Origin of the sequence: Chitinophaga sp. RCC_12 (genome assembly GCF_041360695.1) — a bacterium.
Lineage (GTDB): Bacteria > Bacteroidota > Bacteroidia > Chitinophagales > Chitinophagaceae > Chitinophaga.
Window position 1 is genome coordinate 258,635 of sequence record NZ_JBFUPS010000010.1, and the last position, 22,724, is coordinate 281,358.

Genomic DNA, 22,724 nt, shown 5'->3' on the forward strand with positions numbered 1-22,724 from the left:
TTATGAGTATTACATTAGGAAACAACGAGTATTTCAAAGGGATTGGTAAAATACAGTTTGAAGGACCACAGTCAGATAACCCGCTGGCGTATAAATGGTATGATGAAAACCGCCTCATCGCGGGTAAATCCATGAAAGAGCTGTTCCGTTTTGCCGTGTCCTACTGGCATACCTTCTGCGGAACAGGTGGTGATCCTTTTGGTCCCGGTACCAAACAATTCCCTTGGCTCGCTTCCCCGGATGCGAATCAGAGTGCTAAAGACAAGATGGACGCAGCTTTTGAGTTCATCACCAAAATGGGGCTTCCTTACTACTGCTTTCATGACATAGATCTGGTAGACGAAGGCGCCAACATCGCAGAATATGAAAGCCGCATGCAGCAGATCGTTGCCTACGCCAAACAAAAGCAACAGGCCAGCGGTGTGAAACTGTTATGGGGCACTGCCAATGTATTCAGTAACCCGCGCTATATGAACGGCGCTGCTACCAATCCTGATTTCGCCGTATTAGCCTATGCAGGTACCCAGGTGAAAAATTCACTGGATGCCACCATCGCACTGGGCGGCGAAAACTATGTATTCTGGGGCGGTCGTGAAGGTTATATGACCCTGCTCAACACCAATATGAAACGCGAACAGGAACACCTGGGCCGTTTCCTGGGCATGGCCCGCGATTACGCGAGGGCACAGGGTTTTAAAGGCACCTTCTTTATAGAGCCTAAACCCTGCGAACCTACCAAACACCAGTACGATTATGATGCAGCCACAGTGATCGGCTTCCTGCGCCAGTTTGGTCTCGATAAAGATTTCAAACTGAACCTCGAAGTAAACCACGCAACACTCGCAGGCCATACCTTCCAGCACGAACTGCAGGTGGCCGTAGATGCCGGGATGCTGGGGAGCATCGACGCTAACCGCGGCGATGCACAAAATGGCTGGGATACCGATCAGTTTCCCACCAACCTCAACGACCTCATTGAAAGCATGCTGGTTATTCTCGAAGCTGGCGGATTTGCCGGCGGCGGCGTAAACTTCGACGCAAAAACCCGTCGTAACTCCACCGACCTGGAAGATATCTTCCACGCACACATAGGTGGCATCGATACTTTCGCAAGAGCTGCTATCGTGGCAGAAAAAGTATTGACCGCCACACCGTATAAAAAATTCCGCCAGGACCGGTACGCTTCTTTCGACAGCGGTAAAGGACAGGAATTTGAATCGGGTAAACTTACATTGGAAGACCTCCGCAATTTTGCAGTGGCAAACGGAGAACCAAAACAAACCAGCGGCAAACAGGAATGGCTGGAAAACCTGATCAACGCAAGCATCTAATATACTATTGGGATTTTGCTTTGGTATTACCGGTAGCAACAAATGGCTGTTACCAAATAATCCCAAAGTAAAATCCCAAAATGTTTTATTTTTCTTCCAAAATAATGAACAATGAAATTTGGCATCCATTCTTTTCAAGAGGCAGGATTTGACATCATTGCGCTCCAGGATCTCGAAGCAGGTACACAGGTGGAAATAATTCCTTCTTTCGGCGCATTGCTGCATGCTTTCAAAGTAAAGCATACAACAGGACCACTGAACCTGATAGATAGTTACAAAGATATCGCCGACCTGGAAGCAAATCTCCGCACCAGTTTCAAAAGCGTAAAACTCAGTCCCTATGCATGCCGCATGAAGGATGCACAATATACCTGGGAAGGCAAACCCTACACCATCCAAAAAACATTGGCACCCGGAAATGCTATCCACGGCTTATTATACGATGCGCCCTTTACCGTAACAGCGCAACAGGCAGATGACCAGCAGGCATCGGTAACCCTTACCCATCATTTTAAACAAACCGATGATGCAGGGTACCCCTTTGCATACGACTGCATCGCTACCTTTATCCTGCGGGCCGGCAACAACCTGCAGCTGAATACCACGCTCGTAAATAAGAGTGGCGTTGCCATTCCCGTGATGGATGGCTGGCATCCATACTTCAGCACCGGTACGCCCGTAGATGAGCTGGTACTCACCTTCGCTTCCAAAGAGATAGTGGAGTTCAATGAAAAACTGCTGCCTACCGGAAAAGTTTTGCCATATACCGAATTTGTGGAAGGAAAGGTGTTGAAAGGCGTAGAGCTGGATAATTCCTTTGTACTGGATCTCACAAAGCCACAACCGCTGGCCACGATCCACGATCCGAAGAAAAATATCAACATTGCCTTCTATCCCGAAAATAGCTACCCCATCCTGCAGATATATATTCCACCGCACCGTACCAGCATCGCTGTAGAAAACCTCAGCGGCGCCCCGGATGCCTTTAACAACGGGCTCGGACTGGTTCAGCTGGCTGCCGGCGAAAGCAGGGTTTTCAGTACCCGCATCCAGGTATCATTATAAAATAACCGGGTGATGGCATATTCTTTGGCTCTTCCTTGTTCATAAGTAACCCGATTATATCACCATATAAATTGAAAGATTATGGACAAGTTACAGATCAAAGGAAAGTGGAACGAAATAAAAGGTACCCTGAAACAACAGTATGCAGACCTGACCGACGATGACCTGTTGTATGAAGAAGGACAGGAAGATAAGTTGATCGGAAAATTGCAGCAGAAATTGGGTAAAAGCCGGGATGAAGTGATCGATTTACTGAAGTCTGCCTGATTGGTACAACCTGAAATTTTAAATACAACGATCCTTCCGCCCCCGGGGTGGAAGGATTTGTTTTTAAAACACCGTGGCATTTTCTTTAATTTGTACTTCATTAGGGTAGATGAACAATGTCTATACTGATCTGTTTGTAAAGAGTGGAAGGGATTCAGCTGTAAAAATTATTATATTTTATATGAAGGTTTTCATGCGCATCATAGCACTAGGCTGTATATTCAGTATGGCATTTGCTCCAAAGGTACAGGCCCAGGTGACTGTTACCGGGATGATTTCAGACAGCAACAAGCTGGTGCTGCCCTATGCCACCGTCAGCAATCTCAACTCCGGGAAGCGGTCGCTTTCTGACCAGGGAGGGTATTACAGGATATCAGCCTCCCGCAACGACCGGCTCGTGGTTACTTTCGTAGGGTACAAGCCGGATACGATCATCGTTACCCAAACTTCCGGCACCCAAACTATTAACGTGGTGATGGAATCTGCCGGTAAATTCCTGAAAGGAGTGGAAATCACCTCCCAGTACAGTCCTTACCAGATAGATTCAATGGAAAGACGTAACCAGTACGGTTATATCCTGGATAATCCAAACAAGCCACTGGCAGGCGGTAGTACGCCTGAAGGTGCTGGTATTGTGTTTAGTCCGATTACCCGTTTCTCCAAAAAAGAAAAACAAAAACGGCAGTTTAAAGAGAATTATGAGAAGATGGAAAAGGAGAAGTTTATAGACTCCCGCTTTACGCCGGTATTGGTAAGCCGGGTAACAGGGCTTAAAGGCGACTCACTCCAGTTGTTTATGAGGGATAATTATCCTGATTATAATACCATGCGTACCATTAACAACAACGATCTGCTGTACTGGATTACTGATAAATACAAAGCCTGGCTGAAGAAGTAACCAGGCTGGAACATAAAAAAGCGCGGGATATAACAATTGTTATATCCCGCGCTTTTTTATGTTAATAGGTGTTGTTTCAATTATACACCTTCACCATATATACAAAGTCCTCCAGTTTCTTAATCTGATCTACCCGGTTCATTCCTTCCAGGTGGCTCTTATGATTCCAATCTTTCCTGGTTTGTTTGTCTTTTGGCATCTCATCCAGCAGGTGTTTGAGGTGGGCAGATTTTACCGCAAAGGCGATACCATCGGAGGTAGTTTGTTTGCCGGTTACTATTCCCACTACATCCCCTTTGCTATCCAGCAGGGGGGCGCCGCTGTTGCCCGGGTTCACCGGGATAGATACCTGGTAGGCAGTGGTATCCCCGTTAAAACCTGTTTTGGCGCTGATATAACCTTTGCCATAAACAATTTCATCGCGGGGGAAGCCCATGGTGAATACTTCTTCGCCCAGTTTCACGCTTTGTGGTTTCAAAGCATAAGGAAGGGGCTGACTTTTAAAAGTAGAATCTGCAATCTTCAGTATTGCCAGGTCACTGGAAATATCTTCAAATATGCTGATGGCTTTAAAAGCTTCTCCTTTATTATTCTGAACATATACGGAGTCGGCGCCTGCTACTACGTGATAGTTGGTAACGATGTAGCCATTACCGGATACCGCGAAACCGGTACCTCCATAGGTGCCGGGGTTTAACGGAGCCCGGCTCTTGCTGTTCATATCGTTGATGAGTGCATTCTGGGAACGCTGAATATTATTCAGCACCCTTCTTACATCTTCGTATTGTGCAGTTGATTTACTTTTAGATACATTCTGTATGATCGCAATGGTGGATAAAGAAGTAACCAGTGCTATACAGGCGGCGGCAGCCAGGTTGGTGATCGTTCTGCGACGGATGGTTAATCTTCTTGCAGTCTGGTTTTCTTCCTGTGCCTGTTTGCGGAGGCTTGGCATATCCAGTTGTTGATGTATCTGGTTGAGCTTTGCCTGTAACTGTTGGCGTTTGCCGTAATTATCCAGGTGCTGAAGGAACAGTTGATGTTCTTCTACCTGTTTGTTAACCAAGGGATTGGTATGACGTAAAGTTTCGAAAGCAGTTTTTTCCTGTTCGCTCATTTCCCCTTCCAGGTAACGCTCAATTTCACGTAATAAGATCATGTCTTCTTTCATGGCTGCTTTCTGCTTATAGTGGTGTTTTGTATTGATCAAAAAATAACTTCTTCAACCGCATCAGGCACTTATACTTCTGGTTCTTGGCGTTTTCAGCATTGGTGTATCCGAACTTTTCCGCTATTTCCTGCATAGATTTTTTATGCAGATAATAATCTTCCAGGATGGTTTGGCAGGGTTGACCAATACTGCTCATTGCCCCTTCCATGATCCTGAATTCCTGATCCCTTGCATCGTGCTCTTCCAGCTCTTCCGTGGCCGGAATCACTTCTTCCAGTTCAGGCGTTAAAGCATATAATCCGTAGGTACGGTGAACTTTTTTAAGCCACAGATGGCGGCAAACCGAATAAAGAAAGGTTTTTAGCCTGCTGCTTAAAGTAAAATCACTGGTTTGTACCTTTTCATATAATACTATAATGGCCTCCTGGAACACGTCTTTTGCGTCATCTTCGGAGCCATTATGCTGAAGGATCATTCGTAATACCACCGGAAAATTCTCAGAATAGATGATTTCCAATGACTTATCCTCGCCTTTTGCCAGTCCCAGCAATAATTCCCGGTCTCTTGTTATGTCTTGATTTTGCTTCACTCTTAATACAGTTATTAGGCATTTGGTAACCCAAAGTAGCGAAAAAAAATATTTTTAAAAGTTTGGGTTACCTTTTAGGTGATCCCGGTATAAAGGTTAAATCATTCAAAAACAACTTAAATAATTGTAACATGAAGAACGTAATCAAAATTGGTTTCTTAGCTCTGTCTTTCGGTCTGTTCGCAGTTGCTTGCGGTGGTGCAAAAACTGAAAATGGTACTGACTCTACTGCTAGCGCTGCTGGTGCTTCTATCGATTCAGCTGCTCAGGTAGCTACTTCAGCTGTTGACTCTGTAGCTGACGCTGCAAAAGCAACTGTTGATTCTACTGCTAAAACTGTTGATTCAGCTGCTGCTCATCACTAATCTGACTTTAGAACTTATAATTAACCGTTCCGGCTTGGCCTGAACGGTTTTTTTATGCCCTGTTTTTGGTTACGGAAATATGTTTCTTTGAAAGTTATTCAATAAACGACCTTTATTATTAAAAAAAGCATATTTTTTGATATTAGCCCTTGGATAATTAAAATCGTGCCGTATTTTTGTCCTACACTCAAAACGAGTAACAAATAATAATATGACGCAGCAAACCTCTTTCGGCTTTTTTAGCTTTTATTATTTCTGGTACCAGAAATAGGGAGGTCGTTTGTAAAAGATAAAAGAACTACAAAAAGGCCTTCCGGAACCGGAAGGCCTTTTTTAATACCATGAACCGGCAGTGGATGCCAACAAACAAATAAGTATATGTTACAGCCAGTTTCAGGCAAATACTTTTTTTATTACTTCTCTTACTTCTTTTATGCGAAGAAGCAGGGGACTCGTTTGCAATAACATACTTACATATAAAAGTACAGCGCAAAGGGTCCCGGATCGGGACCCTTTCTGTTTTAAATAGCTAGTTGCTGTAGCAACTATAACTGAATAAAATCAATCACATACACATGAAAATTGCCATACAGGGGTTTGAAGGATCTTTTCACCAGGTTGCTGCCCAGGGGTATTTCGGTAAACAAACTGAAATAGAATGCTGTGCCTCCTTTGCAGAACTGGTTAAAAAAGCAAAACAACAAACCGATGTGGATGCAGGTATGATGGCCATCGAAAACTCAATTGCCGGTAGCATCTTACCAAACTACAGTCTCATTAAAAACTCCGGTCTGCATATCACCGGTGAAATTTATCTCCAGATCAACCAGCATCTCATGGTGTTGCCCGGGCAAACAATGGAAGATATCAGGGAAGTGCATTCCCACCCGATGGCCCTTTTGCAGTGTATGGATTTCCTGGAAAAATATCCGCATATCAAACTGGTGGAAACAGAAGATACCGCCCTCAGCGCCAAGCATGTAAGACAGAAGAAACTGAAAAGTACGGCTGCTATTGCAGGTAAACTGGCCGCCGAAATCTTTGAACTGGATATCATAGCGCCTAATATCCACACCAATAAAAATAATTATACCCGCTTTCTGGCAGTATCCCGTACGCCCATTGCTACGCCGGAAGACGCTAACAAAGCATCTGTATACTTTCAAACGAGCCACGACAGGGGCAGTTTGGCCAAAGTACTTACCCAAATTGCAGTGGCCGGCATCAACTTGTCGAAGCTGCAATCCTTTCCGATCCCGGCAAAAGAATGGAATTATTACTTCCACGCCGACATGGAATTTGATAACGCCGCTCACTTCGAAAAAGCATTATCGAAAATAGAGCCACTCACAGAACACCTGAAAGTGCTGGGTATTTATAAAAAAGGAAAAACACATTAATCAGTTTTATGCAGATACAGGTTGCTAAAAGATTACAAGGCACAGAAGAATACTACTTCTCCAAAAAACTCAGGGAAATTGAGGAAATGAACCAAACCGGTACAAAGGTGATCAACCTCGGTATCGGAAGTCCGGATCTGCCTCCTCATCCTTCAGTGGTGGCTGCATTGAACGAAAATGCTGCTTTGCCGAATACGCACAACTACCAGGGATACAAAGGCATTCCCGCCCTGCGTAAAGCAATGGCAGACTGGTACCAACGCTATTACAACGTAACCCTGAACCCGGATACGGAAGTATTGCCGCTGATAGGTTCCAAAGAAGGGATTATGCATATCTGCATGACTTACCTGCAGGAAGGTGATGAGGCCCTAATCCCTAACCCGGGTTACCCTACCTACCGCTCCGCAGTGAACCTGAGTGGCGCTACTGTTGTTGATTATGACCTGACAGAAGAAAACAGCTGGCTGCCGGACCTGGATGCCCTGGCACAGAAAGATCTGAGCCGCGTGAAACTGATGTGGGTAAACTATCCGCATATGCCTACCGGCGCAAAAGTAAACAGGGAATTTGCCGCAAAGCTCATCGCTTTCGCTAAACAACATAACATCCTCATCTGTCATGATAATCCGTACAGCTTCATCCTGAATGAACAACCCGAAAGCCTGCTGCAGTTTGAAGGTGCTAAGGATGTGGTGCTGGAGCTGAACTCCCTCAGCAAATCATCCAATATGGCCGGATGGCGTATCGGTATGCTGGTGGGCAAGGCAGAATGGATTGCACAGGTGCTGCGCTTCAAAAGCAATATGGATTCCGGTATGTTCCAGCCTATGCAGATGGCCGCTGTAAAAGCACTGCAGCTGGGAAAAGACTGGTACGACGACTTAAATAAAATTTACCGTGCACGCAGGGAAAAAGTATTCCAGTTACTGGACCTGCTGCATTGCACCTACGATAAAAACCAGGTAGGTATGTTCGTTTGGGCGAAGATACCATCCACTAACGAAAACGGCTATACGCTCACTGATGAAATACTGCAAAAGGCACGTGTATTCATTACTCCGGGAGGAATATTCGGAAGTAACGGTAACGGCTATATCAGGGTGAGTTTATGCCAGGATGAAAAGGTTTTCCAGGAAGCGATAGAACGTATCAAAACCAACGTAAAATGATTGCAACAATAATAGGAACGGGTTTAATCGGCGGCTCGCTCGCCATCACGCTGAAGGAAAAAGGCGTGGCGGAGCGGATCATCGGGGTGGATCAGAACCAGGAGCACCTGCAACGGGCGCTGGAGCTGAACATCATTGATGAAGGCGCGAGCCTGGAGGATGCCATGAATCGCTCCGGCCTGGTAATACTGGCCATCCCGGTGGATGCAGTGCTGCAGGCCCTGCCCGCCATCATGGATAAAGCACGCCCCGGCCAGGTGATTATGGATGTAGGTTCTACCAAAGAAAAAATACTGCAACTCGTTGCCGGTCATCCCAACAGAGGACGCTTTGTAGCGGCCCACCCGATGGCCGGCACCGAGTATTCCGGCCCCGATGCTGCTGTACGCAATCTCTTCGTTAACAAAACGATGGTGCTCTGTGATGTGAAAAACAGCGATGAAGACGCACTTGAAGTAGTGGAAAACATGGTAGACCGGCTGCAGATGCGCACCGTATATATGAATGCGGAAGAACATGACCTGCACACCGCTTATGTATCCCACATTTCCCACATCACTTCTTTTGCACTGGCCTTAACCGTGCTGAAGAAAGAGAAGGAGTCAGGACGCATCTTCGAACTGGCGAGCGGTGGTTTTGAATCCACCGTGCGGTTGGCGAAAAGCTCCCCGGATATGTGGGTACCTATCTTCAAACACAACCGGAACAATGTACTCGACGTACTGGAAGAACACATCAGCCAGTTACAGCAAATGAAAACATTGCTGGAAAACGAAGACTACGACACCTTTTACAAATTGATTCAAAAATCCAATAAAATCAGGAAGATCCTGAAATAACTAAATTCTGATAATCTACTTAACTTCAATACTATGGTACAGACAATGGAACAGATATTATCTAAAACAAAATTCTCCGATCCGTCTTCCGATAAAAAGCCGTTGATCATTTCCGGACCCTGCAGTGCAGAAACCGAAGAGCAGGTATTAGCCACCGCACTGGCCCTGCAAAAAACAGGTAAAGTGGACGTTTTACGCGCCGGTATCTGGAAACCCCGTACCCGCCCCGGTTCTTTCGAAGGCATCGGTACAAAGGGTTTGGCATGGCTGCAAAAAGCCCGTGAAATCACCGGCCTGCCACTGGCGGTGGAAGTAGCTACTGCCAAACAAGTGGAAGACGCGCTGCATTTCGGTGTGGATATTCTGTGGGTAGGCGCACGTACTACCGTAAACCCTTTCTCTGTACAGGAAGTAGCCGATGCACTGAGAGGTGTGGATACTACTGTTTTAATTAAGAATCCTATCAATCCTGACCTGGAACTGTGGATTGGCGCCGTGGAAAGAATCCAGAAAGCAGGTATCAATAAAGTTGGTTTAATTCACCGTGGCTTCTCCAGCTATGGCAACACCCAATACCGTAATGCACCTATGTGGCACCTGGCTATTGAGCTGAAACGCCGTATGCCTGAACTGCCAATGATCTGCGATCCTTCGCATATCTCCGGCCGCCGCGATATCCTGCAGGAAGTTTCCCAGGAAGCCATCGACCTCGACTACGATGGCCTGATGCTGGAAACACACGTAGATCCGGATAACGCTTGGAGCGATGCTAAACAACAGATCACGCCTGAAAAATTAGCAGACCTGCTGGATGGTATCACCTGGAGAAGGGAACATTCCGATAAAAAAGATTTCAACTCTGCACTGGAAAAACTGCGCGCGCAGATCAACCAGGTAGATGATGAAATTATGCTGTTGCTCGGCAACCGTATGAAAATTGCAGAAAAGATCGGTGTGTATAAGAAAGAAAATAACATCACCATCCTGCAGACAAACCGCTGGAATGAAATCCTGGACCGCGCCGTGTCTAAGGGCGAGAAACTGGGTCTGACCAAAGACTTCATCGTGAAATATTTCGATGCAGTTCACCTGGAATCCATCAACCGCCAGAACAAAGTAATGAACGAAGATAAGTAGATCCATCAGCCGCCGGCTGTTGACAATCACAACAGCCGGCAGTAGTTTTTCTGACAGCTAAAGCTAATCGCTCCATGCTCATACAAACCCACCAGTTTCAACAACAGGAAACTACCTATTTTTTAGGAGCAAGCCTGATGGAGTTGGGCAATCATGTAAACCGTCACAGGGCCGTATTGGTAATTGATGAAAATGTAGAATACTATCACGGTCATCATCTGCACAACTGGAACAAGATTGTGGTGCCCTCCGGTGAAGAATTAAAGAATATGGCTACGGTAGATAAGATCATCGATGGTCTTATTGCTTTCGAAGCCGACCGCAAAACCACGCTGGTAGGTATTGGTGGCGGAATGCTCACCGATGTGGCAGGATTTGCCGCCAGCATATACATGCGCGGCATTCCTTTTGGCTTTGTACCTACCACCTTATTGGCGCAGGTAGATGCCTCCATTGGCGGAAAGAACGGGGTGAGTCATGGTAAACAGAAAAACCTGCTGGGCATTATCCGCCAGCCAGAGTTTATCCTCTTCGATTATACCCTGCCTCTCACCATGCCGGCAGAAGAATGGCACAATGGTTTTGCTGAAATTGTCAAATACGCTTGTATCATGGATGCCACGCTGTTTGATTATCTCGAAAATAACAGGGAGAAAGCACTGGCCCGTGATGTGGAAGTACTGCAATACCTGGTGGAAAAATCGGTAGCAGCAAAAACGAAAGTCGTACTGGAAGATGAGCTGGAAAACGGTCCCCGCAGATGGCTCAACTTTGGTCATACCCTCGGGCATGCCGTGGAAAAGCTCGAACATATAGCGCATGGTAAAGCCGTAGCGATAGGAATGGTAGCAGCTGCCCGCTTTTCGGAAAAGCTGATGAACCTGCCGGCAGATCAAACCATCCGCCTGATAAAACTAATCAGCGATTACCAGCTGCCCGTAGCTTTTAATTCAGATAAAGACGCGGTGTTCGACATCTTTAAACTGGATAAAAAACGGGAGAAAGATGTAATACATTTTGTGTTGCTGGAACAGATCGGGAAAGCAACCACCATGCCCGTTCCCATTGCAGAACTGAAGTTGTTACTGCAGGAATTGTAAATTTTTTTCTAATCAATTAAAGGCAGACGAAATATACATATGCAAGTTACTGTATCACCAGCCATCATTAAAGGCACGGTTACGGCCAATCCTTCCAAAAGCGCCATGCAACGCGCTGTGGCAGCAGCTTTGCTGGCAAAAGGAAAGAGTATTATCCGTAATCCCGGCCTGAGCAATGATTGCCTGGCAGCACTGGAAGTAGCCGAAAACCTGGGTGCTAAAATCAAACGGGAATACGACTATTTCGAAATCACCAGCAACGGTGTAGCACCGTTTTATGATGAAATCAACTGCGGCGAATCCGGTTTGGGTATCCGTATGTTTACGCCCATCGCAGCGTTGTCGTCCCTGCCCATCACCATAGAAGGTCACGGTAGCTTAACTACCCGCCCGATGGATTTCTTTGAAGAAGTATTACCACAACTGGATGTAAAATGCTCCACGCAGGGCGGTAAATTACCCCTGCATATTGAGGGGCCGTTACATCCGAAAGATATTACGATTGATGGTTCTCTCAGCTCACAGTTCCTCACCGGCCTGCTTATGGCCTACGGCGCTGCCGCAGAAAATGTAACGATTACCGTAACAGATCTGAAAAGCAAACCATACATTGCGTTAACCCTCCAGCTGATGGCGCATTTTGGCGTTCAGGTGGAAGAAAAGAATTTTGAAACCTTTCATTTCGGAAAGAAACAGGCATATAACGCCTGCGACTATACAGTGGAAGGCGACTGGAGCGGCGCCGCATTTTTGCTGGTAGCTGCGGCAGTAGCCGGTAAAGCGGAAGTACAGCATCTCAACACCTCCTCTGCCCAGTCGGATAAAGCCATCCTGGAAGCATTGGAGAAAGCCGGGGCACATTTAATGTCCGGCGTATTCACCGTAAACATAGAAAAAGGCGGATTGAACGCATTTGAAATAGATGCCACTGATTGCCCCGATCTGTTCCCTCCGCTGGTAGCACTGGCAGCTAACTGTAACGGTACTACGAAAATAAAAGGCGTTAGCCGTTTAGCGCATAAAGAAAGTGACCGTGGCTTAACACTGCAGGCAGAATTTGGCAAGATGGGTATCAGCATTGACCTCGAAGGCGATATCATGCTGGTACATGGCGGCACCGGCATTAAAGGCGCACACGTACATTCACATAACGACCACCGTATTGCTATGGCCTGCGCGGTAGCTGCCCTCACGGCAGATGGCCCGGTGATCATCGACAATGCAGAAGCAATCAATAAATCCTACCCGGAATTTTATGATCACCTGGAATTGCTGGGTGGTAAGGTGGCAGTAACCGTATAATTTCACTTTAAATCATCAGCGTGTGAACAGTTTTGGCAGATTATTCAGGGTAAATGTTTTTGGAGAATCACATGGCGCCAGCGTTGGCGTAAATATAGATGGCATACCTGCCGGTATCCCGTTAAAGCAGGAAGACTTCCTGGCAGACCTGGAACGCCGTAAAGGCGGCTCCAGGGGCACTACGCCCCGCAAAGAGGAAGACCTGCCCTTTATCAAGTCAGGTGTTTTCAACGATTTTACTACCGGTGCACCGGTGACTATTCTTTTTGAAAATAACAATACCCGCAGTACCGATTACGAAAAGCTACGGGAGTTTCCGCGTCCGGGGCATGCCGACTTTGTAGCCACCGAAAAGTTCGGCGGCTTTGAAGACTATCGCGGCGGCGGACATTTCAGCGGCAGGCTCACCCTCAACCTGGTAGCCGCCGGTGTAATCGCTAAAAAGATCCTGGGCGAAGCAATCCGGGTAAATGCCACCATCACGGAAGTAGGGGGCAACCCTGATCCGGAAGCCGGGCTGGAAGCAGCTATCGCAGCAAAAGATTCGGTAGGTGGTATCGTAGAGTGCGTGGTGAATGGCCTGCCTATTGGATTGGGTGAACCCTTCTTCGATTCACTGGAATCCGCACTGGCGCATGCCGTTTTCGCGATTCCTGCTATCAAAGGTATTGAGTTCGGCGCCGGCTTTGCCGCCGCTAAAATGAAAGGACTGGAACATAACGATCCCATCATCGATACAACCGGTAAAACTGCCTCCAATCACGCCGGCGGCGTAGTGGGCGGTATCACCAATGGCAACCCGCTGGTATTCCGCATCGCTGTGAAACCTACCTCCAGTACACCGAAAGAACAACAAACCCTCAACATAAAAAGCGGGGAAGTGGAAACTTTCAGCGTAAAAGGCCGTCACGACCTTTGCATCGCGCTGCGCGTACCAGTGGTACTGGAAGCAGTGACCGCTATGGTACTGGCCGACTTCTTCCTGCTGGAACAGCGCCGCCCGCGGGTGTTTAGAGCGGAGTAGCGCCTTCGTAGCGCCTTCGTAGCGCCTTCGTAGCGCCTTCGGCGCTTTTAAATTGTCTTGGAGCAGGATTACGCTGATTATGCTGATTGAGATGATTTTCCCACCTTTTGTTGTTTGATATTTTAAGGGGAGATGAAAGCGAGTATTTGATTTTATTGATTTTTGGACTAAAATATCTCGGGGAGATAACAGCAAAAACATTTGCTGCTATCTCCCCGAATTTTGTTAATCTGGTGGTTATAATAAAATCAAATACCCGCTTTTATCTCCCCAGAATATTTTATTACAAAAAGGTAAAAAATCAATAAAATCAAATATCCGCTTTTATCTCCCCTTAAAATATCAAACAACAAAAGGTGGGAAAATCATCTCAATCAGCATAATCAGCGTAATCCTGCTCCAAGACAATTTAAAAGCGCCGAAGGCGCTACGAAGGCGCCCACCCGCTGCATTACTGCTCTATCGCCAGCAGCTCCACATCGAATATCAACGCCGCCCCCGGACCGATTTTCGGACCCGCGCCACGGTCGCCGTACGCCAGCTCGGAAGGGATGAAAAGACGCCATTTGGAGCCCACAGGCATTAACTGGAGCGCTTCTGTCCAGCCTTTGATCACGCCGCCCACAGGGAAGGAGATCGGTTGTCCCCTCTCTACGGAGCTATCGAACACCGTACCATCGATTAAGGTACCGTGATAATGCGTTTTTACTTTATCGGCGGCTGTAGGTTTAGGGCCATTGCCTTCTTTCAGGATCTGGTACTGCAAACCATCAGGCAGTGTTACCACGCCTGGTTTTGCTTTATTCTCCGCCAGGAATTTAAGTCCTGCTTCGCGGTTTTTGGCAGCTTTGTCTGCTTTCAGCTGCTGCAGATAATTACTTATGCTCATATCACATTGATCTTTTGACAGTGTTAATGGTTTATTCTTCAACACATCCTGTACCGCTTTGGACAGGAGGGCAGGATTCACATTTTCCAGTCCCTGGGCTTTGAGGTTTTCCGCAATACTAACCCCAATTCCGTAGCTCACGGAATCCAGTTTGTTTTTCAATACCGGCGACTTAACGGCTGTTTTGGCCACTGGCTTCTTAGGTGCAGGTTTAGCCTGACTGAAACCTTGTACGGATAAGCATCCCAGGGCTCCTATGAACAGGTATTTTTTGTACATCATAAATAATAGACAGAAATGTTAGTTAAAATAAGGCTTTTTAAAGATGCTGCAAGTTAATCAATATAATATTTCACAGGCAAGCCTTTTGCAGAGATGAACATTCAGTTAGTTTACCTTGTTTTCATCTGTTTTTATGATGTGGAAATTTACCCTGTTTGTTTTACTGTTATTTTACGGGAGATGCCTGCCGGCACAGGATACCACGGATTTGTGGAAAAAAGCCAGGTTGAATCCGAACCTGGGAAGACATAAGTTTATTGAACTGAAACTCCACGGGGGCACGCATCTTTATACCGGCGATGAGCTGAAAAACGCGCTGAACGACGGTTATAAGTCGCTGGAACTGAGAATGGGGTGGCAGTCGACCGGGGAAAAAGAGTGGCAGCGGGTATTCAACTATCCCAGTTATGGCATTGGATTCTACACCGGCGATATCGGTAACCCTACCATTCTCGGCAACCCCAGCGGGGTATACGGTTTTTTTTATGCGCCCTTCCACCGCCGGAAAAGAAATCACTTTGAAGCGGGGCTGTCGCTCGGTATCACATACGACCTGAACCCTTACGACTCCACTACCAACCCACTCAACGACGCCATCGGGTCTAAGCTGGATGCCTACGTTAATTTTGGCATCACCGGCGTGCTGAAAGTGTCGAACTCATTCGATTTTCTTTATGGCATTGATCTTACCCATTTTTCAAACGGGCGCACCCATACGCCCAATCTGGGCCTCAATATGGCGGGATTGAATATTGGCGTGCGCTATCATTATAATACCATCCGCGGTATCGTAAAGCAACAGATTGACCCTACATATGAAGCCGCGCGCCGTCCCACATTCATCACAACGCAGGTGCCGCCACTGCAACGTTATCATGAAATCAGTTTATACGGTGCTTTTGGTGTAGTGCAGGCCTCCAGCGATGAAAAGCTGGAAGCCTTTTATGGCACCGCCTCGCTGATACTGGGTTATGATTACCGCTTCAGTCATAAAAGCAGTGTTGGCATTGGCCTGGATGGTTTCTACGACGGCTCACTGGGCTGGACCTACCAGAAACGCTACGGCGAAGTTCGTCCCAGCGATAAAATGCTGATGGGCACACATCTGGCTTATGTATTAAATATTAAGCGTTTCCAGGTAAGGGCAGAAGTGGGTACTTACGTGTGGAAAAGAGATAATGAAAAAGGGGATTATTTTATGCGTCTGGCCATCCGTTATAACATTGCTAAATACGGCTTTTTACAACTCGGACTTAAAACCGTAAACGGAGCCGCTTCGGACTGGATTGAATGGGGAGGGGGTGGAAAAGTACGGTGGTAATAATACCGGGATGACGCCATCGGCATCATCCCGGCAAATAATTTATTTCACTACCGGCAGCACCACATTGGATGGATGCTGTGCATCGTGATAGATGCGGATAGTAGCCTTTTTAAAATCTTTATCTGTGGCCTTGTAAATATCCATGAACTGCTGCGGGTTCCGGTCTGTCAACGGAAACCAGCTGCTTTGTACCTGAATCATAATGCGGTGTCCTTTCTGGAAGGTATGGGCTACATCCGGCATCGTGAATTTCACTTCAGCAGGTTGATTGGGAACAAATGCTTCCGGCTTTTCAAAGCTGTTGCGGAATTTACCACGCATGATCTCTCCACGTACCAGCATCTGGTAGCCGCCCATCGGGTAAGTGGCAGAAGGTACCCGGCGATGTTCGGTGGGCGCATCTTCTTCATATTTGAAATCGTCGGGGAATACGTCAATCACTTTCACAATGAAATCGGCGTCTGTAGTGCTGGTGCTGGCAATCAGGTCTGCCACTACCGGGCCGGCCAGGGTAATATCTTTGTCCAGTACTTCACTTTCAAATACAGCCACATCAGGTCTGCGGGCGGCAAAGCGTTGGTCATCGGTCATGTAGTTAATGGTACGGCCAAAATGCACATCTTCTGTATATGGAACAGGTTTGGCCGGATCGCTTACATATTCGCTGAAACTATTGGCAGCAGCGGGTTTGGTGAAAGAAAGCTTACCATCTTCCTGCAAATAAACCGGTGCATCTTCCATGTTGGCCGGAGGCCATTTAGGGAGTTGTTTCCATTTGTTTTCGCCGGTGAAGAAAATAGTGGCTTCTGCAATATCAGGTGCAGCGCCTTTGCCTTTGAGGTAATAGTTGAAGAAAGGAATTTCAACGTTTTGCGCATAGTATTCGGCGGTGTTGCTGCCAAAGCGCACATTACCCAAGTGGGTACCATCGTTGGATGCCCACTGCCCGTGATACCACGGCCCCATTACAATACGGTTGTTGGTAGCCGGACTTTTAGTTTCAATTGCTTTATAGGTATTCCACGCGCCGAAGCAGTCTTCCGCATCAAACACGCCCCCTACAATCAGCATAGCCGGTTTTACATTTTGCAGGAAGTTGCGCACGTTGCGGGCTTTCCACCAGCTATCGTAAGTAGGATGTGCATACATTTCATGCCAGAAGGTTACGCTGTCGCCGATGATTTTGGCGAAGTTAGGCAACGCGCCGGTTTCCAGGTAGTATTTGTAATTGTCGTGTGTATAGTAGTCGATACCTTTTGGCCCTTCCGTAGTGGGTTTGGGATGTGGGTGGTCAAACACGGTATAAAAAGAAAAGGCATCTGCAATAAAGAAAGCACCGTTGTGATGAAAATCATCTCCCAAAAACCAATCGGTAACAGGCGCCTGCGGGCTCACGGCTTTCAGGGCCGGATGACCACTCAGCGCGCCCATCGTTGAGTAGAAGCCGGGATAGGAAATACCGAATATCCCAACGTTACCATTGTTGCCACCGAGGTTTTTTACGAGCCAATCGATCGTATCATAAGTATCACTGGCTTCATCAATATCCTTCTTCCCTTTTTTATCGGGATTGAAAGGTCTTACATTTACAAATTTACCTTCACTCATCCAGGTGCCTCTTACATCCTGTATGACCATGATGTAGCCTTCTTTCAGGTATTCCTTGTAATGATTTTTATACAACGGACGGAAGACATTTTCGCCATAAGGCGCGCAGGAATAAGGGGTGCGCGTCATCAGGATGGGATGCTTCTCCGATTGATCTTTTGGCAGGTAAACAGAGGTAAACAATTTAATACCGTCCCTCATGGTGATGTATACTTCCTTTTTTGTGTAGTGCTCATACATCCAGAGTGAATCCTGGTTAACGGCCTTACATGCCACCGGAATTACAAACAGCGCGGCACAGGCCAGCAGCAGCCATTTTCTCATAAACAGTTTATTTTAGATTTAGATTTCGGGCTAATGTAATAAAAAAACGGGGGATGACTGCCAGGTATATGGGGACCGGTTATTGGCCCAGTTTCTCTCTTTCTTTCTTTGGCAAACTCGCCACTACTAAGTTGTACGAGTTCCGGATCCATTCCAGCAGCAATTTATTGGGGATGCCCGAATGTACATCCACAGTATTCCAGTGTTTCTTATTCATGTGATAGCCGGGGATCACGCCTTCATAGCGCTCCCGCAGTTCAACAGCTTCTTCCGGATCGCACTTGATATTAATAGATTGAAAATTTGAAAGGCCGCTGAGGGCAAATACTTTTCCGCAAACTTTATATACCAGGATTTCATCTCCAAAAGGAAACTCTTCTGTAACGCCGGGTAATGAAAGACAATATTCCTGAAATTGTGAAAGGTTCATGAGTAACGATTATATCTGGTTACAAAAGTCAGGAAAATTTCCGGAAATTATGGAAGAAGGATATAATGATACTGCCAATGGGTGGTACTGGTAACGCCATTTTGTATAGTCACCTCCGTGGTGTAAATAATATGGCCGTTGAGATCATCGCGGGTATCCTGAAAGAGATGGGTAATTTCGGTCTGACTGCCGGGAGAGATATGCTTTTCCGAGTGCTTTTTCACATTGGTGCGGCCGGCAAATAACGGATGGTCCGGTTTCATGATTAATCGCAGATAAGGGTATTTTTTGCCGAGCGCATAGAAAAAGTTGGGTGTATTATCGTATTCAAACTGAAATTCACTGGTGATTTGCAGTTTATTTTCTTCTCCGCCTGGCAAGGTGGGAGACGCATAATAACCATAACCATTGCGTGTCAGATCGCTGAGCTGATCGCCGGAATAATTATAGGTAGTGATGGCTATGAGCTGACGCAAATAATCCGTACCCTTCTCCGTTGTTAGTGTATCCGTGAGTTGAATTAGTCTGCCATTGTCGTCAAAACCAAATCGCATGGTATCCGGTATAGTGTCCTTTATACCTGTGAATGGAGGATAGAGGCTTCCTGTTATCTTCAATTCTTTTTCGAATGATTGTATCGCATTTTTTTCTGCCAATTTAAAATTGGTTCCGTCCTTTCGATAGAGAACCGTTCCTGTCAGCTTCCCGTCCGCATCGGTTTTAAATTCCAGGCGCATATTGCCTGCACCACCAGTAGGCTCATAATGGTGGAAGGTGGCCAACTGGTTGTTGTTATAGTCCAACTGCTCATAAAGAATATTATCCCTATAAATGCTTGTCAGCAGGCGGGTAATCTGTAAAGGCGCCGGTCCTGTCGGTCCAGCCGGTCCATTTGGTTGATCCCTTTTTCGGCATCCGGTGGTACTTAGTATTATAAGGACAATGGCGGGTAGAATAATATATTTCATGGTATAATTCTGTTCTTACTCTGCTTTAATCACCTTATAAGTGTAATCAATCGTTTTATTGATACCTGCAATGCTTTGCGTTTGCGGATAATGCGTGGTATCGTACATTTTATAGGTTACCGGGCATATCTTCGAAGGTACATTATCTGCTTCATAGGTAAAAGCTCCGACCAGGTGTTCACTCAACAGGTAAGGGTAATATTCGTTGGAAGGATAAGGAAATTTATCACCGCCAATGGCGCGGAACAACAGCGGATTTTTTGATACCTGTGGAAACAAGGGGTTCTCAAATGGAAGATAGGCCAGGTCAAATTTGTTCATGAGTAAAATGGGTTGCCCGTTAGCTACATGATACCAGTTCCAATCCAGGAACTGCGTGATGTCTTTCCCATTATATTGGTATTGTTTGTATAATACAGCTACTCCTACACCGATAGGAATAGTGTCTTTAGTGCCTGCCAGGGTAAGTATCCTTTGATTGTTAATATGTAAATAATCAATGGTATCATGTCCCGAAATTTCATTACCGAGTTCCCTGTAAAAGGTGGTGTAAACGATAAGCCTGTCTGTTGTCCATGCTACAGAGTCCTTCTGGCTAAGACTTTTAATGGTATTATCATTTTCGTTATAATATCTGGCCATTGATACATACCCTTCCTGGTTGTACTGGTAGGCAACATAATTTTGCCAGATTCGGTAAGATGTATTGTAGTCCCATCTCTCTGTAACCTGGTGCTCATCGTTATAAACGAGGCTGTCTTTCGGTACGTTATTCACACGGATGGAGGTAACGAGATAAATGTCTTTTGGTGGTTCCGGCCGGGGTGGGGGAATAACACTATTATCCTTTTTGCATTGACAGGCAGGCGCTATGATGAATAGCAACAGCGCAGTACAATACAGCAGGATTTTTATTGGATGTAGCAAAAGTAAACGCATTAACAACCTGGTTAAAAATACTGTTTTATAGATAGTTTCCCGGAGAAAAACAACATCAAATTATCAAGCGCATCCCCCACGGGTACAGGGTTTATGATACAAACGCTTTTACCGGCTAAATGTTACATTTTGCAAATAATACAGCCCTGCACGTCAGCTGTTAAGCTCACGCACAGGGCCGGCATTTCAAAACGGTGGTAAATTATTTCTTGTTGATACTGATAATTACGCGGGAATAACGGGCATAGGTGATTTCCACTTCCTGCCCGGCCCTGTACCCTTCCAATGCCCCACGCATCCAGTAAAACAGGCGTTTCTTTTTATTTTCCAGCAGGATCATAATATTGGTTTGCGTATCATTGTTTTCCAGGTATACCGCTTCCATCGGCGCCTGTAAAGTGCCTTTCTGCAAGGCGGACAAATCCTTTTTAATAGCCCAGTAGCGTATATCCGTTACTTTTATCAACGCAAATATCAACGCTATCACAAAGCATAACAGCCATACCCAGAACCAAAGGTTTTTGAACGACAGGAGCGAATCATCCGCATCACCCAGGTTGTTGTGAGTGTACAAATAAATTTGCGGTATCACAGCAGCAATCAATAATAGCCCAAAACCGATAAGGGTGAATTTTGTTAACTGTTGCTTGTTCCTCTTCAGCGCATCCTGTAATAAAAAATGTTCCTCAGTTGTAATAAAGGTGTAATCAGACATAGTTGTTAGATGGTTTTTCAGTAGGCTAATATATAGATAAACAATTAATTAATTAAAATTATATATATAATATTTTGTCTAGTGATTATCATTTTGCTGATATATGGCTGTTTTGATAGAATATGTGTTAAAATATTATTACATGTTTATGGAGATTTTGATAGTTGTGGTAACTCACAACCACCTTTTTTTAACGGATATATAATTGCTAATCCCGTTTTGAATGGAAATAGTTTTCTAATTTGCCGCGCATTATAACCCATCATCTGTTATTCTTCCCCCAATTATTACCATGCAATCATAAACAGCATAAATAGTGAAAAGGATTTTTTTATTAACCGCCATCCTGTTATCGATCAGCTTTGCCGGCTATGCCCAGGATACTGCCCAACTGGTGGTGGAAGGAAGGAAGAACAGCGCAACACAGCAGTCGAGGCCCTATGTGATCATGATTTCCATTGATGGCTTCCGGTATGATTACGCCGAAAAATACAATGCACAAAACCTGCTGCGCCTTTCAGGAGCAGGCGTTCGCGCTACCGCCATGCAGCCGGCATTTCCATCCCTTACTTTTCCCAATCACTATTCCCTGGCTACCGGGCTTTACCCGGCTCATCACGGCCTGGTGGATAATCTTTTTTACGACCGTAAACGGGATGCCGTTTATAAAGTAGGCAACCGCGATGCCGTGGAGGATGGTACCTGGTACAATGGCGTGCCACTATGGGTGCTGGCAGAAAAACAGGAAATGCTCAGCGCCAGCTATTTCTGGGTTGGATCAGAAAGCGCCATTCAAAATATACGACCTACTTACTATTTTAAGTACCAGGAAAAAACAGGTATCGATCAGCGCATCCAAACAGTAGTAAACTGGCTCCGCCTGCCGGAAGACCAACGGCCACACTTCATTACCTTCTACTTCCCCGAAGTGGATCACATGGGGCATTCCTGGGGACCGGACGCCGACAGCGTACGCAGTGCCGTACAATTCGTGGATGCTGCCATCGGTAAAATGGTGGCAGCTGTAGCACAGCTGAACCTGCCGGTAAATTTTATCGTGGTATCCGATCATGGCATGATGCAGGCAGATACCACTCACACCATCACCCTGCCCGATACACCCGCCCTGCAACCCCTGAAAAGTATGCCGGGTAACGAAAAGGTAATGCTGTACGGTAAAACAGATGAAGAAATCAAAACTGCTTACGATTATCTCAAACAACACGAAAATCATTATACCGCTTACCTGAAAAAGGAAACACCGGAAAGATGGCACTATGGCCAGGAAGATATTTACAACCGTATTGGTGATATTGTCCTGCTGGCAGAAGCCAACTATATATTTACACCGGCAAAAAAAGCACATCCCGGTCATCATGGTTATGATAATAACCTCACCAACATGAACGCTATATTCATGGCCTGGGGCCCGGCCTTTAAACCCCATACCCGTATCGCCACTTTTGAAAACGTACATGTGTACCCGTTAGTGGCAAGAATACTTGGCCTTGATATTACACAGCCTATCGACGGGCGCCTGGAAGTACTGGAGCCTGTCTTACAATAACTGTTATATATCTGCATA

Annotated in this window: 22 protein-coding genes; 14 read left to right on the forward strand and 8 right to left on the reverse strand. The window is 46.0% G+C overall.

Annotation, left to right across the window (positions count from 1 at the left end; all coding sequences use genetic code 11):
* The first annotated feature begins 2 nt into the window (after nucleotides 1–2).
* The 4 genes from xylA to AB6805_RS25955 all read left to right on the forward strand — a co-directional run bounded on the left by xylA (nucleotide 3) and on the right by AB6805_RS25955 (nucleotide 3,561).
* A complete protein-coding gene (gene xylA / locus AB6805_RS25940; RefSeq protein ID WP_370912366.1) occupies nucleotides 3–1,331 on the forward strand; it encodes a xylose isomerase in 1,329 nt (442 codons plus the stop codon).
* A gap of 111 nt (nucleotides 1,332–1,442) precedes the next feature.
* Complete coding sequence (locus AB6805_RS25945; RefSeq protein ID WP_370912367.1) at nucleotides 1,443–2,396, forward strand: aldose 1-epimerase; 954 nt, start codon at nucleotides 1,443–1,445, stop codon at nucleotides 2,394–2,396.
* Between the two features lie 81 nt (nucleotides 2,397–2,477).
* Nucleotides 2,478–2,663, forward strand: a complete 186-nt coding sequence (locus AB6805_RS25950; protein ID WP_370912368.1) for a CsbD family protein — start codon at nucleotides 2,478–2,480, stop codon at nucleotides 2,661–2,663.
* Nucleotides 2,664–2,844: 181 nt separating this feature from the next.
* Nucleotides 2,845–3,561 carry a carboxypeptidase-like regulatory domain-containing protein gene (locus tag AB6805_RS25955; RefSeq protein ID WP_370912369.1) on the forward strand — a complete coding sequence of 239 codons (717 nt, stop codon included), beginning with the start codon at nucleotides 2,845–2,847 and terminating at the stop codon, nucleotides 3,559–3,561.
* A gap of 76 nt (nucleotides 3,562–3,637) precedes the next feature.
* Here the strand turns inward: AB6805_RS25955 and AB6805_RS25960 are convergent, their stop codons facing one another.
* Both AB6805_RS25960 and AB6805_RS25965 read right to left on the reverse strand, forming a co-directional pair.
* On the reverse strand, nucleotides 3,638–4,771 hold the full coding sequence (locus AB6805_RS25960) for a S1C family serine protease (RefSeq protein ID WP_370912370.1): 1,134 nt from the start codon (nucleotides 4,769–4,771) through the stop codon (nucleotides 3,638–3,640).
* Nucleotides 4,746–5,321 (reverse strand): RNA polymerase sigma factor, encoded by a 576-nt coding sequence (locus AB6805_RS25965; protein WP_370912371.1) that lies wholly within the window; start codon nucleotides 5,319–5,321, stop codon nucleotides 4,746–4,748. The genes AB6805_RS25960 and AB6805_RS25965 overlap by 26 nt, the downstream gene beginning before the upstream one ends.
* A 131-nt stretch (nucleotides 5,322–5,452) precedes the next feature.
* Here AB6805_RS25965 and AB6805_RS25970 point away from each other — a divergent pair, with 131 nt between their 5' ends.
* The 8 genes from AB6805_RS25970 to AB6805_RS26005 all read left to right on the forward strand — a co-directional run bounded on the left by AB6805_RS25970 (nucleotide 5,453) and on the right by AB6805_RS26005 (nucleotide 13,660).
* On the forward strand, nucleotides 5,453–5,686 hold the full coding sequence (locus tag AB6805_RS25970) for a hypothetical protein (protein ID WP_370912372.1): 234 nt from the start codon (nucleotides 5,453–5,455) through the stop codon (nucleotides 5,684–5,686).
* A gap of 575 nt (nucleotides 5,687–6,261) precedes the next feature.
* Nucleotides 6,262–7,086: a prephenate dehydratase gene (locus AB6805_RS25975; protein ID WP_370912373.1), complete on the forward strand. Its 825-nt coding sequence runs from the start codon at nucleotides 6,262–6,264 to the stop codon at nucleotides 7,084–7,086.
* Between the two features lie 8 nt (nucleotides 7,087–7,094).
* The gene (locus AB6805_RS25980; protein WP_370912374.1) at nucleotides 7,095–8,258 is read left to right on the forward strand and encodes a pyridoxal phosphate-dependent aminotransferase; all 1,164 of its coding nucleotides are present in this window, start codon (nucleotides 7,095–7,097) and stop codon (nucleotides 8,256–8,258) included.
* Nucleotides 8,255–9,097 carry a prephenate dehydrogenase gene (locus AB6805_RS25985; RefSeq protein ID WP_370912375.1) on the forward strand — a complete coding sequence of 281 codons (843 nt, stop codon included), beginning with the start codon at nucleotides 8,255–8,257 and terminating at the stop codon, nucleotides 9,095–9,097. Before AB6805_RS25980 ends, AB6805_RS25985 begins: the two co-directional genes overlap by 4 nt.
* A 33-nt stretch (nucleotides 9,098–9,130) precedes the next feature.
* Nucleotides 9,131–10,234, forward strand: a complete 1,104-nt coding sequence (locus tag AB6805_RS25990) for a chorismate mutase (protein ID WP_227024498.1) — start codon at nucleotides 9,131–9,133, stop codon at nucleotides 10,232–10,234.
* Between the two features lie 74 nt (nucleotides 10,235–10,308).
* The gene (gene aroB / locus AB6805_RS25995; RefSeq protein ID WP_370912376.1) at nucleotides 10,309–11,334 is read left to right on the forward strand and encodes a 3-dehydroquinate synthase; all 1,026 of its coding nucleotides are present in this window, start codon (nucleotides 10,309–10,311) and stop codon (nucleotides 11,332–11,334) included.
* A gap of 39 nt (nucleotides 11,335–11,373) precedes the next feature.
* Nucleotides 11,374–12,636, forward strand: a complete 1,263-nt coding sequence (gene aroA / locus AB6805_RS26000) for a 3-phosphoshikimate 1-carboxyvinyltransferase (RefSeq protein ID WP_370912377.1) — start codon at nucleotides 11,374–11,376, stop codon at nucleotides 12,634–12,636.
* Nucleotides 12,637–12,658: 22 nt separating this feature from the next.
* Complete coding sequence (locus tag AB6805_RS26005) at nucleotides 12,659–13,660, forward strand: chorismate synthase (RefSeq protein WP_370912378.1); 1,002 nt, start codon at nucleotides 12,659–12,661, stop codon at nucleotides 13,658–13,660.
* Between the two features lie 451 nt (nucleotides 13,661–14,111).
* Here the strand turns inward: AB6805_RS26005 and AB6805_RS26010 are convergent, their stop codons facing one another.
* On the reverse strand, nucleotides 14,112–14,828 hold the full coding sequence (locus tag AB6805_RS26010) for an FKBP-type peptidyl-prolyl cis-trans isomerase (protein ID WP_370912440.1): 717 nt from the start codon (nucleotides 14,826–14,828) through the stop codon (nucleotides 14,112–14,114).
* Nucleotides 14,829–14,964: 136 nt separating this feature from the next.
* Here AB6805_RS26010 and AB6805_RS26015 point away from each other — a divergent pair, with 136 nt between their 5' ends.
* Nucleotides 14,965–16,152 carry an acyloxyacyl hydrolase gene (locus AB6805_RS26015; protein WP_370912379.1) on the forward strand — a complete coding sequence of 396 codons (1,188 nt, stop codon included), beginning with the start codon at nucleotides 14,965–14,967 and terminating at the stop codon, nucleotides 16,150–16,152.
* Nucleotides 16,153–16,194: 42 nt separating this feature from the next.
* On the opposite strand, the gene AB6805_RS26020 is transcribed toward AB6805_RS26015, so the two are convergent.
* The 5 genes from AB6805_RS26020 to AB6805_RS26040 form a co-directional block, all read right to left on the reverse strand.
* The gene (locus AB6805_RS26020) at nucleotides 16,195–18,087 is read right to left on the reverse strand and encodes a CocE/NonD family hydrolase (protein WP_370912380.1); all 1,893 of its coding nucleotides are present in this window, start codon (nucleotides 18,085–18,087) and stop codon (nucleotides 16,195–16,197) included.
* A gap of 79 nt (nucleotides 18,088–18,166) precedes the next feature.
* Nucleotides 18,167–18,517, reverse strand: a complete 351-nt coding sequence (locus AB6805_RS26025) for an MmcQ/YjbR family DNA-binding protein (RefSeq protein ID WP_370912381.1) — start codon at nucleotides 18,515–18,517, stop codon at nucleotides 18,167–18,169.
* 47 nt (nucleotides 18,518–18,564) lie between these two features.
* Entirely contained in the window at nucleotides 18,565–19,320 is a 756-nt protein-coding gene (locus AB6805_RS26030) for a hypothetical protein (RefSeq protein WP_370912382.1), read from the reverse strand.
* Nucleotides 19,321–19,500: 180 nt separating this feature from the next.
* The gene (locus AB6805_RS26035) at nucleotides 19,501–20,424 is read right to left on the reverse strand and encodes a hypothetical protein (RefSeq protein WP_370912383.1); all 924 of its coding nucleotides are present in this window, start codon (nucleotides 20,422–20,424) and stop codon (nucleotides 19,501–19,503) included.
* A 202-nt stretch (nucleotides 20,425–20,626) separates the two neighbouring features.
* Entirely contained in the window at nucleotides 20,627–21,139 is a 513-nt protein-coding gene (locus tag AB6805_RS26040) for a hypothetical protein (protein ID WP_370912384.1), read from the reverse strand.
* A 316-nt stretch (nucleotides 21,140–21,455) separates the two neighbouring features.
* Between AB6805_RS26040 and AB6805_RS26045 the strand changes: the two genes are divergently transcribed.
* Nucleotides 21,456–22,706 carry an ectonucleotide pyrophosphatase/phosphodiesterase gene (locus tag AB6805_RS26045; RefSeq protein ID WP_370912385.1) on the forward strand — a complete coding sequence of 417 codons (1,251 nt, stop codon included), beginning with the start codon at nucleotides 21,456–21,458 and terminating at the stop codon, nucleotides 22,704–22,706.
* Nucleotides 22,707–22,724 lie beyond the last annotated feature (18 nt).

What these genes read in the sequence shown, in the direction of transcription:
- xylA (WP_370912366.1), top strand. Translation starts at nt 3, where the DNA reads ATGAGTATTACATTAGGAAACAACGAGTATTTCAAAGGGATTGGTAAA.
- AB6805_RS25945 (WP_370912367.1), top strand. Translation starts at nt 1,443, where the DNA reads ATGAAATTTGGCATCCATTCTTTTCAAGAGGCAGGATTTGACATCATT.
- AB6805_RS25950 (WP_370912368.1), top strand. Translation starts at nt 2,478, where the DNA reads ATGGACAAGTTACAGATCAAAGGAAAGTGGAACGAAATAAAAGGTACC.
- AB6805_RS25955 (WP_370912369.1), top strand. Translation starts at nt 2,845, where the DNA reads ATGAAGGTTTTCATGCGCATCATAGCACTAGGCTGTATATTCAGTATG.
- AB6805_RS25970 (WP_370912372.1), top strand. Translation starts at nt 5,453, where the DNA reads ATGAAGAACGTAATCAAAATTGGTTTCTTAGCTCTGTCTTTCGGTCTG.
- AB6805_RS25975 (WP_370912373.1), top strand. Translation starts at nt 6,262, where the DNA reads ATGAAAATTGCCATACAGGGGTTTGAAGGATCTTTTCACCAGGTTGCT.
- AB6805_RS25980 (WP_370912374.1), top strand. Translation starts at nt 7,095, where the DNA reads ATGCAGATACAGGTTGCTAAAAGATTACAAGGCACAGAAGAATACTAC.
- AB6805_RS25985 (WP_370912375.1), top strand. Translation starts at nt 8,255, where the DNA reads ATGATTGCAACAATAATAGGAACGGGTTTAATCGGCGGCTCGCTCGCC.
- AB6805_RS25990 (WP_227024498.1), top strand. Translation starts at nt 9,131, where the DNA reads ATGGTACAGACAATGGAACAGATATTATCTAAAACAAAATTCTCCGAT.
- aroB (WP_370912376.1), top strand. Translation starts at nt 10,309, where the DNA reads ATGCTCATACAAACCCACCAGTTTCAACAACAGGAAACTACCTATTTT.
- aroA (WP_370912377.1), top strand. Translation starts at nt 11,374, where the DNA reads ATGCAAGTTACTGTATCACCAGCCATCATTAAAGGCACGGTTACGGCC.
- AB6805_RS26010 (WP_370912440.1), bottom strand. Translation starts at nt 14,828, where the DNA reads ATGTACAAAAAATACCTGTTCATAGGAGCCCTGGGATGCTTATCCGTA.
- AB6805_RS26015 (WP_370912379.1), top strand. Translation starts at nt 14,965, where the DNA reads ATGATGTGGAAATTTACCCTGTTTGTTTTACTGTTATTTTACGGGAGA.
- AB6805_RS26020 (WP_370912380.1), bottom strand. Translation starts at nt 18,087, where the DNA reads ATGAGAAAATGGCTGCTGCTGGCCTGTGCCGCGCTGTTTGTAATTCCG.
- AB6805_RS26025 (WP_370912381.1), bottom strand. Translation starts at nt 18,517, where the DNA reads ATGAACCTTTCACAATTTCAGGAATATTGTCTTTCATTACCCGGCGTT.
- AB6805_RS26035 (WP_370912383.1), bottom strand. Translation starts at nt 20,424, where the DNA reads ATGCGTTTACTTTTGCTACATCCAATAAAAATCCTGCTGTATTGTACT.
- AB6805_RS26040 (WP_370912384.1), bottom strand. Translation starts at nt 21,139, where the DNA reads ATGTCTGATTACACCTTTATTACAACTGAGGAACATTTTTTATTACAG.